6 protein-coding genes and 1 pseudogene are annotated in these 8,552 nt (G+C 41.8%); 1 reads left to right on the plus strand and 6 read right to left on the minus strand.

Features of this window, described 5'->3' with window-relative positions:
- Positions 1–313: 313 nt before the first annotated feature.
- The 5 genes and pseudogenes from LC653_RS43175 to LC653_RS43195 all read right to left on the minus strand — a co-directional run.
- A pseudogene (locus LC653_RS43175) lies at positions 314–1,567 on the minus strand (AAA family ATPase); the annotation flags it as partial.
- 5 nt (positions 1,568–1,572) lie between these two features.
- The gene (locus tag LC653_RS43180; protein ID WP_229501407.1) at positions 1,573–1,821 is read right to left on the minus strand and encodes a hypothetical protein; all 249 of its coding nucleotides are present in this window, start codon (positions 1,819–1,821) and stop codon (positions 1,573–1,575) included.
- A 45-nt stretch (positions 1,822–1,866) separates the two neighbouring features.
- Positions 1,867–2,073, minus strand: a complete 207-nt coding sequence (locus LC653_RS43185; protein ID WP_094346896.1) for a DUF2997 domain-containing protein — start codon at positions 2,071–2,073, stop codon at positions 1,867–1,869.
- A gap of 3 nt (positions 2,074–2,076) precedes the next feature.
- The gene (locus LC653_RS43190; protein WP_229501408.1) at positions 2,077–2,523 is read right to left on the minus strand and encodes a DUF1257 domain-containing protein; all 447 of its coding nucleotides are present in this window, start codon (positions 2,521–2,523) and stop codon (positions 2,077–2,079) included.
- Between the two features lie 301 nt (positions 2,524–2,824).
- Positions 2,825–3,889 carry a hypothetical protein gene (locus LC653_RS43195; RefSeq protein WP_229501409.1) on the minus strand — a complete coding sequence of 355 codons (1,065 nt, stop codon included), beginning with the start codon at positions 3,887–3,889 and terminating at the stop codon, positions 2,825–2,827.
- A 1,174-nt stretch (positions 3,890–5,063) separates the two neighbouring features.
- Here LC653_RS43195 and LC653_RS43200 point away from each other — a divergent pair.
- Positions 5,064–7,760: an ATP-binding protein gene (locus tag LC653_RS43200; protein WP_267923431.1), complete on the plus strand. Its 2,697-nt coding sequence runs from the start codon at positions 5,064–5,066 to the stop codon at positions 7,758–7,760.
- Between the two features lie 112 nt (positions 7,761–7,872).
- Here the strand turns inward: LC653_RS43200 and LC653_RS43205 are convergent.
- On the minus strand, positions 7,873–8,552 hold a 680-nt coding region (locus LC653_RS43205; RefSeq protein ID WP_229501411.1), incomplete at its 5' end, for a transposase.

The raw sequence follows: 8,552 nt of genomic DNA on the forward strand, positions 1-8,552 counted from the left end.
TTCTAACCATTCAGCTATTATCTGTTGGCATTTTTGAACTACTTTAATGTCTGAATGGAAAACTACGAAATCATCAGCATATCGGATTAAATTAAGTGAGTAAACTTTATCCTTTTTAGATATTTGATGCTATGCTTCATATTGGGGGTGATGCTGTCACCACTACACCTGTGGGGTCAGACTTGAGATTTCTAGGATACTTCCTCTCACTGACATGAATGCTAAGTTGTCATGGTTCTGTTGGGATTTCTCCCTTCTTACACCAGGCGGTTATCCTTGAGTATTTCTACTCATTTCAACCAACGGGTCGCACGAAATTCTCATCAAACCGCCCTTTCCTCTTGAACTCAATAGGCAGCGCTGTTGGGTCATTACAGGTTGCCACCACAAACACCCCCGCCGTACATTCAGACATGAAAGTGAGGATATTTCCCAGAATCCTTTGTGAGACTCCAGAGGTATCGCCATTAGCTGAAAGTGCTTTCTCAACCTCATCAATCCACAAAATACATGGTGCAATAGCTTCAGCAGTCTTGAGTGCGCGGCGGACATTACCCTCAGATTCTCCTACCAGGCTACCAAGCATTGAGGCAATGTCTAATTGCAGCAGTGGAAGATTGAGTATGGTTGCAATGTTCTTTGCTACTATCGATTTACCTGTCCCTGGTGGCCCTGCCAGTAGCACACCTTTAGGCTGAGGTAGATTGAGCGATCGCGCTTCTTGAGAAAATAATCGGCGGCGGCGTTGCAACCAATCCCGCAACAGGTCTAATCCTCCAAACGGTATGGTCGCCGGTTTACCTAATTCAATACCCATTTGAGCCAGTAGGCGGGTTTTGTATTCGACAACCAAAGGGATGACCGTAGTATCAATTACTATACCTTTAGAAGTTAATCGCTCCTTAACAGTCAGCCGCAGAAAGTCGCTAATTTCCTCCAAGGTTAGCCCTAATGCTGCTCTTGCCAAGGTTTCTTTATCTTCAATGGTGAGAGATACGGTAAAAGTTACCTCTTGCTCACCAGCAGATTCTTGCAAGTACAGTAAATATGATTCCAAATGGTCTTGAATTTGCTCAATGCTGGGCAAAGGAACTTCACAGCAAGGAATTAGTCTCAGCAAGGATTCGTGCAGTTGAATGTTTTGACCTAAAAACACAATTCGCTTTTCAGTCGGTTTGAGGCGATGGTACAAGTTTTTTACTCTGGTGAGAACTTCCCAACTCAATTGCAGGGAGTTTTTACCGACAAAAGGGTGAACATCTCCCAGGATGAAAACCCCATTACCGCCGAAATTGTTGATGTACTCGAACACATATATTAAAGGGTCTATGTTATGAGGCTTTTTATAAGTTTCGACTGACTTGAACACCAGTCCACCGTCGTCAGCAATCAGACATTGCTCCAAGCCGGAAACTCCCAAATTCCAGAAGTACACAGGACTGTTAAGTTTGTCCATCACTTCAGTAGTTAACCACTGAATGATAGTGGCTTCTTCGGGGGAAAGAACATCTATTGCCACGATGGGTATTTGAGAATCAATGGTGGTTATCAGGTTTGATAGTTTCATTGTTGCTAATTTTGATCGGGTACGGAAGAAAGTTTTTCGTGAGTGGTAACAAGATGCACGACTACTTCGTAAACTTCGGCATCGCCGTTAAACACTTCAGCAACTCCAGAAGAATTTGGATGAGCAATGGCGGAAATTAGGGCATTGACTAAAGCGCACAGTCCCTCCGCATTTCCTTTGATAATTACTGGTTGCCGCGCTCCTTTTGAGGGATAAATATGGAGCATCGGATAATCTTCAGGTAGTTCGCTCATAGAAAAATTGTGCAGGGGGATTTTCCTCGTCCCCCCATCGAATGTTTATTGGTGCAGTCGTTGTTGATGAGTAATGATGCTACGAAGCTGTTGCTGAGATTCTGGTTTGTAAGTGCGATCGCCCTCTACCACACCCAAAGCTTCCTCAAAGGGTTGTGTTGCTTCTAGGCACGACAATCCCTCAAATCCCTCGGCTTCTATTTTCACTTCGCCTGTAACAGTGTCAAAATGTATCAATATTGCCCGTTCCATAAATTACCTCCGTACTTGTTGAGTTTGCTGATGTGCTGAAAATGCGAGACGCAAAGTATGTACCTGACCATTGGTTTGTTCTGTGATGGTGCATTCTCCCAGATGTTCTTGTAACTGGGCTGCTTTAGCGCGAACCATCTTCTGTCCGTAAGCTTGTATTAAGGTGTGCGAAAAGAAGTTTTCTCCTAGTCGGGGTACAGTTTCATAGGCATCATGGATGAGTTGATACATCCCTGCCTCTTGATCCCACCTAAACCCGATATCTGCGCGGACACTTAAACTACGGCCAGGGACAACAATCTCAGCACTTTTCCCCTGGGAGTCGTCGTAATAACCTCTCAGCGATTGTGGTTTTTCATAAACTTGGACAGTAAGCTGCAAATCTTGTAGAGCTTGTACTAAACATTCACGGTTAGTTAGTTTTGTGGTGACAGTTGAAAAGTGCGACATTTCCTACCTCTAAATACTGTGGACTGGTAAATTAATGCGAACAGTGGTGATAGACAAGGAAGCAAAAAGTTCCTTCCCCTCTTAGTTCCGTAGCAAGCTTGGGAAGTGTGGGCGCATTGTCTTCCTCTACAACGCCACTTGACGCCAGTCGCCTCTCCCAAGGGGAGACGCTGCGCGAACAAGTCGGGAAACCCGCCCACAGCGCTGGCTCTTTTATGCCGGGAAACCCGTCCACCGCAGTGGCTCCTCCACACCTCACTTTCGATCAAGGACGATACAGATACGTTCTCGATTGTTTTTTCTAACGAAGTTTGAGAGACATCGCTGTAGCTCTGGTTAATCCCATGCCTTCATCACTTGCTAATCGTTGAAGATGGCGTTGTTCATCCAGAAGCTTGGAGCAAATTTCATCCATTTTTTCCTGTAACCGAGAACGCCCTTGTGAATCCAGCTTTTTGGCATCCACAGAAGCGTTTTCGAGAACATTTTCTAGATGAGTCATCATTTGTTCAAGGCTGCTACCTGCTTCAAAACTGGCGTTAGCCAAAAGCATTTGGACTTTTTTGAAATGGCGTTCCATCTTCTTCTTGAAGTTGACTGGCTTGCGTCCTGGTTCCCAATTACTCAAATCTTCGAGCAACTGGGCTGCTAGTTGTTCACCGAGAGCGATCGCTGATTCCCTCAGTGTTTGTTCTAAATTTCTGTCATACTGTTCGATAAACCGAGTTATTTGCCCTAAGCATTCAGCTTGTTTCTCTGAGAGTTGTTCACTGATGGCGGGAATAATGACAGGACGACCAATTACTACTTGTAAATAGTCCTCTAGTTCCTCTAAACAGGGAAAAGCTTTGGCTAAGTTCTGCTTAACTTCTTGTTGTTGTTCTACAGATAACTGCCAAGCATTGAGTGAAAGAAATTTGTCAATACGTTCTTGATAGTCTGTGTACCCCTTTTCATACTCTTCTTTCAGTTGAGTGCGTAAAACAGGTGCAATATTATCTCGAATTCCGATTAGTTGATTCCAGACCAAGGGCGCTAAGTCTATAGAACAAATCCAATCACCATTGTCATAATTCATCCATTCTTGGACTGAAGCAATTTCTTGCCTTAATTGGTTTGCTGCTTCGTCTAAAGCTTTGAAAACTTTGATGCCCTTTAAACCAACTTCTGAGGTTGTAACCTTCACTAAGTCAGATTCTTGTTCATCTTGAGAATATTTGAGAACATCTGTCCATTTTGGAGCATTACTCTTGGTTGTCTTCTTTAACTGAATCTTGAAACGAATGCGAGTTTTATTCAACTTAGAGATGTTATATCTTTCAACAACAGCGTCTTTTAGAAAGGTTCCGCTTGAATTTGTAATCACTGCTTATACCACATCCACTAGGAATAATAATGTTTTTTACCTCGGTATAATAAAGCGTAAGCTTTACATTTTTGCCACTAACTTAGGCTATAACTTTATTCACACAAATCATTTAAGTGGTTACTAAATATAGATAAATTTGATTGTAATTTAAAAAAAAATGAGACTAAAAAGCTGCTAGAATCAGATTGTTAGCCGAAATATTGTAAAAAAAAGACAGGCTTTCTATACTTAGTAAGTAGTTATTAAAGTGAGCAAACGTTTAATAAGACATTATCTATTTCGATTTAATAATCTAGCAATCATAAGCTAATCGTCATTTATTTTTCCAGATTTATTCGCTTGTAGTAAGGGCTTAAGCCCTGCTTTCATGCAACTTAAATGCTCATTAGCTTATTTGATTTGTGAAAACCACAAGGCACAGAACCCCAATTTAGCTAAAAATCGGGGTTCTCATTGTTCACGAATGATTAATCGCAATTGTGTGTCGAGATTGCTATACACAATTATCACCGGATAACTAGTATCCGTTGTCTAGCCCGTGAGCTAGAAACATAGTACAAACGATTAAACTCTCTAATCTTTGCCAGTACTGCCTTACTGTCAGCTTCCTCCCCTCTTTGCAAGCAGCCACAAACACAGCCTCCGGTGACTTGACCCCTTTCCACGTTCGTAATGCTTCCTTCAAATAAGCGATGTCTGCGACAAGCCGCTAAAAGCGTCTACGTACCCGGTACATTCTGCCAACACCGCCTAACTGTACGTTGAATCTCTGCGTTTAGCCGAAACTGTGGAGTACAAGGTATTTCTCGTAACTGCTGCAAAACGAATTGTACTTCTTGCTGACTTGGCTGAATGGATTTTGATCTACCGTAGGAGCAATTCATGAATTGCCTTACATTGCGTACTTGATGTGTAAGTCCTGATTTATAAAAATTTTCGCGCACGTCACCATAAGGTCTAGTAAATCAGATTATGTATTAATACGTATTTAAATGTATTAAATATTGTTTTATACTGAAGATGGTTTTTAGCGATCGCTACGCCCGTGATGCCCTTCCCTACGGGACGCTAGGGGCGAATACGATCTTGCTATGCGTAGCGTTTCACAGAGAAGGCAATCGCTCGTTTTTTAGCCGGACTCACAAAATCCCATCCCGTTGCTCCCATCTCTATGTTATTTATCAAACAAAAATACCTGCCCTACAGGATTGCATTTTTCAGTGTGGGAGTAACCTTGTTAGTAAAGCTGGGACTAGAGCATATAACTGGAATTACAAGTTCTTTCAGCTTGTGGCTAATTGCTATCGCTATAAGTACTTGGTACGGTAGTATCATTTCAGGATTGACATCAGTGTTTTTGGCTGCTTTAGCTAGTCATTACTTTTTTACAAACCCATCTTCTACTCTCAATAGTTTGGAATTTGTATTATTTCTTATCGAGGGTCTATTAATCAGTGCGCTAACTGATAACTTCCAGTCAAGTAAACAGCAGTCAGATACTGATAAAACAGAAGCCCAAATCAATCTAAAAGATTTATTACAGAGTCAGCGTTCACTTCGTCAAGGTGAAGAACTATACCGAACATTAACCCAAAATCTACCCAATGGAGTAGTTTTTCTCTTTGATCGAGATATGCGCTTTATGGGTGCTGAGGGTACAGAACTGCAAATCTTTGGTTTACCAAAAGAGGAGTTCCAAGGTAAAACGCTGCACGAAACTGTTCTCCCTGAGACTTACGAACTGATAGAACCAGCTTATCGTAGTACCTTACAGGGTACCCCAATGTGTATTGAAATCCCTTATAACAATCAAGTTTATCTAGTACAAACTTTTCCAGTCAAAGATGAAAATAGCAAAATTCTGACGGGCTTGGCAATCTTCCAAAACGTCACGAACCGCAAACAAGCAGAAGCAAAAATTATCAAGTTAAACCAAGCTTTAAATCGACGAGTTAAAGAACTACAGACTTTGTTAGAGGTGATTCCAACTGGTATTGGCATTGCAGAAGATCCAGAATGCCGAACTATTCGAGCTAATCCGGCTCTTGCCAAACTGCTGGGCATACCTGTTGACGCAAATGCCTCTCTCAGCGCTCCTAATGATGAACGTCCAACTAACTTTAAAGTTTACCAGGATGGCAGAGAACTAGCTCCAGAAGAACTGGCTATGCAATATGCTACCACTCATGGTGTGGAAATACTGGATTCTGAGATTGAGGTGGTTCGTGATGATGGTGTAAGAATTAACCTGTCGCAGTATGCTGCCCCTTTATTTGATGAAGATGGAAAAGTGCGGGGGTGTGTAAGTGTATTTCTAGATATTACCCAGCGCAACCAAGCAGAAAGAAAATTGCAAGCTGCTAGAGATCAGTTGCAGACTGTACTGGAGGCTGTACCTGGAATTGTATCTTGGGTCAGTTCCGATTTATGCTATCTAGGTGTCAACAAGCACTTAGCTGATAGTTTTAATTTGTCTCCCGAAGCTTTTGTTGGTCAGGATATTGGTTTCTTAGCTAACGGTAATGGGTTTCGTGAGTTCGTGCAAAATTTCTTTGCTGGAGATCAATCTGAAGCATTATATGAATTGAAATCCATAAGCGCAGATCGTAGCTATTTAATTGTGGCTCAAAAATATGACCAGAACAGAGCCGCATTTTTAATCGGCATTGATATCACTGAACAAAAGCGTGTAGAGGAAGAACTCAGACAAAAGACTGAGGAACTGGCAGAAATAAATCGAGTAAAGGATGAATTCGTCGCTGTCTTGTCTCATGAGTTACGTACTCCCATGCATAATCTCCACGGCTGGGCGCAACTATTGCTAACTGAATCTGAGATGGATGAAGCACTGAAAATTGAGGGACTGGAAACGATTGAGCGGAATGCCCGTCTACAAGTTCGCTTAATTGACGATTTGTTGGATCTGGCTAGGATGCAGAAGGGCAAGATGAATTTGGAAATCGAACCTGTTGACCTAGCAAGTGTAATTCGGTCAGCAGCAGATACTATTCGATTGTCAGCCGAAACAAAGGGCATTCAAATTAAGTTACATCTTGATGCTGTGTCCAACGTTTTAGGTGATGCCATTCGTTTACAACAGGTGGTTTGGAATTTGCTTTCAAATGCAATCAAGTTTAGTTCCAAGAATGAAAGTGTAGAGGTCAGATTGGAAGAAGTTGAGTCTCAAGCTCAGATTACTGTTATCGATCGAGGCAGGGGCATAGAAGCAGGATTTATACCATTCGTCTTTGAACGGTTTAGTCAGCGTGATGCTTCCACTACTCGTTCTGCTGGTGGATTAGGGTTAGGACTTGCGATCGCTCTGACAATTGTAGAACTCCACAATGGCAATATCACAGCAGCCAGTGCGGGATTCGGCAAGGGTTCTACATTTACGGTGAGGCTACCTATCGTAACAATGACAACGCAGTTGAGTAATGAGGAACTAGTAGTAGGAGAATTGCTGCATGGTAATCAGAAAATTACCCAATTGCAGAACTTGTGCATTCTGGTTGTGGATGACGATGCAGATGCTCGGATGTTAATGCAGACTGTTCTCCAAAGCGCCGGGGCAGATGTATTAGTGGCAGCATCAGTAAAAGAAGCATTGGCAGTTTTAGAACAGCGCTCGCCCGCTCTACTGATTAGTGATATCAGTATGCCAGATGAGGATGGCTTTACCTTAATTCATCAGGTTCGCTCCCGCACTATAGAGCAAGGGGGACAAATTCCAGCGATCGCTCTCACCGCTTTTGCTGAAGCCAAAAATGAGCAACGTATTTTAAAAGCAGGGTTTCAACTTTTTATTGCCAAGCCAATTAAGCCAATGGAACTTGTGGACAAGATCATTGAGGTATTAAAAACTTGATTAAATGTCAATTCCTTTCTATTTTAACCAGTGCATAACCTCTAGCGTTGCTGTCCTAGTCTGAGTAGGCGGTCATTTAAGGCGATTCTTCCTAACGGGACTTAAACAAAAATCAAGCCCAAATATAGCCCAAACTGGCTTTATAAGAAGCAAACAGGTCACGATTGAGAGTCAACCAATCAAAAAATCGGAAAGACATAGCTGTTCTAAAGGCTTCCAAAGCTTCAGTAAAAGTGTTTAAAGGTTTGGTAGCCCACCTTCGTCTTAACCCACCAGTCATTTGATGCCAAAGAATAAAAGTATAGGCACAGAAAACTAAGGTAAAGTGTCGAGTTAGACTTCTTTTATCTCGGACTTGATATTCTTTTAGCCCTAACCATCCTTTGGCTTCCCTATAAAAAACTTCTACCCAATTTCTTGATGAGTAAGTGTCAACTATCCACTGTGGTGTGACAATTGATGAGGAAATATTAGTAATGAAATAGTCAATATCAGTAGCTTGTGAGAAAGTCGCAGCGTTCATGACGATAGCAATATTGCGCTTTCCATTTAGATTTGATATCTCTACTTCTTTAGTTACTACCCATAATGTTTTAGGTTTATCTAAGTTTAGTTGAATTTCTGTAAAAGCCTCTTGGGGTAAACTCTGTGCTAACTCATCTAGTCTAATTGCTTGTTGAATATTATCTGTTTGACTAACCGTCACTTTTCGGTTTTTAGCTAATCCTCCTAAATACTTTAATTCCCGCTTCTCTAACTCTAATAAGAAGGATGTATTGTTGCCATATCCCG

Origin of the sequence: Nostoc mirabile CHAB5784 (assembly GCF_020829645.1) — a bacterium.
Lineage (GTDB): Bacteria > Cyanobacteriota > Cyanobacteriia > Cyanobacteriales > Nostocaceae > Nostoc > Nostoc mirabile.